This window comes from Actinoplanes sp. NPDC048791, from assembly GCF_040650095.1.
In the GTDB taxonomy this organism is placed as follows: Bacteria; Actinomycetota; Actinomycetes; order Mycobacteriales; family Micromonosporaceae; genus Actinoplanes.
In genome coordinates this window covers 1-1,062 of the sequence record NZ_JBEZGQ010001731.1, presented here as the reverse complement: position 1 = coordinate 1,062, position 1,062 = coordinate 1, and the positions used below count along the sequence as shown (strand labels likewise).

General features: G+C 77.9%; 1 pseudogene. It reads right to left on the bottom strand.

Annotated elements, in window-relative coordinates:
* A pseudogene (locus tag AB0C29_RS50020) lies at positions 1 to 980 on the bottom strand (hypothetical protein); the annotation flags it as partial.
* Between the last annotated feature and the right edge of the window lie 82 nt (positions 981 to 1,062).

Below are 1,062 nucleotides of genomic sequence, written 5' to 3'. Positions count from 1 at the left end.
GCGCCGCCGGACGTCGGTGCCGCGCCGAACGCACCGGACGTCGGTGCCGCGCCGAACGCACCGGACGTCGGTGCTGCGCCGAAGGCACCGGAGGTCGGTGCGGTCTCGGGGGCGCCGGAATCCGTTGAGGGGCCGCCGTGCTCAGGGGGTGCGCCGAACGCGCCCGAGGACGGACGGACAGCGAAGGGGTCGTCCTGGCCGGACCGGTCTTCCTGACCGCCGGGCCAGCTTCCCTGGCTGCCGGGGTGGTCGCTTTGACCGCCGGGCCGGTCGCTCAGGCTGCCGGGCCATTCTCCCTGGTTGCCGGGCCGGTCGTCCTGGCCGCCGGGCCGGTCGCTGAGGCCGCCGGGTCGGTCGCTCGCGCTGCCGGGCCGGTCGCTTTGGTCGTCCCCGAACGGGGATGCGCCGGACGACGGCCGGGTGCCGAACGGGGCCTCGGACGGGCGCCCGTAGGTGCCGTCGGTGGGCACGGGCGTGCCGTACGTGCCGTCTGCGGTCGCCGGCTTCCCATAGGTGCCGTCGGCAGATGCCGGCGCGCCGTAGGTGCCGTCCGTGGGGGCCGGCTTGGCGTAGGGATTGTCCGCGGGGGCCGGCTTGGCGTAAGGGTTGTCGGCCGGCGGGGCGAACGGGCTCGCGGGCGGCGTGCCGTAGCTGCCGTCGGTCTGCGGCGCGAAGGGGCTCGCCGGCGGCTTGCCGTAGGTGCCGTCCGCCGGGCGGGCGTACGGATTCTCCGGGGGCTGGCCGTAGGCGCCGGAGGTCGGCGCGGACTCGCGGGCACCCGAGGTGGGTGCCGCGCCGAACGCGCCGCTGACCGGCTGATCCTCGTCCTGGTACGGCGACTGCGGCGCGGGCTCGTCAACCGGGGCCGGACGACCGTAGACGCGCGGCTGCGGGCTCGCTGCGGCTGGCGGGGGCACCTCCTCGGCGTCCGCGGGCGGAGCCACCCGGCTCGCCACGGGCACGGAGGCACTGGCGGACACCGGACGTGCGGTGCCCTTGGCCGGACCGGCTGCCGGCGGCTCGCCGGGCTCGGGGCGCTCGGCAGGGTCGCGCGGCTGCGGG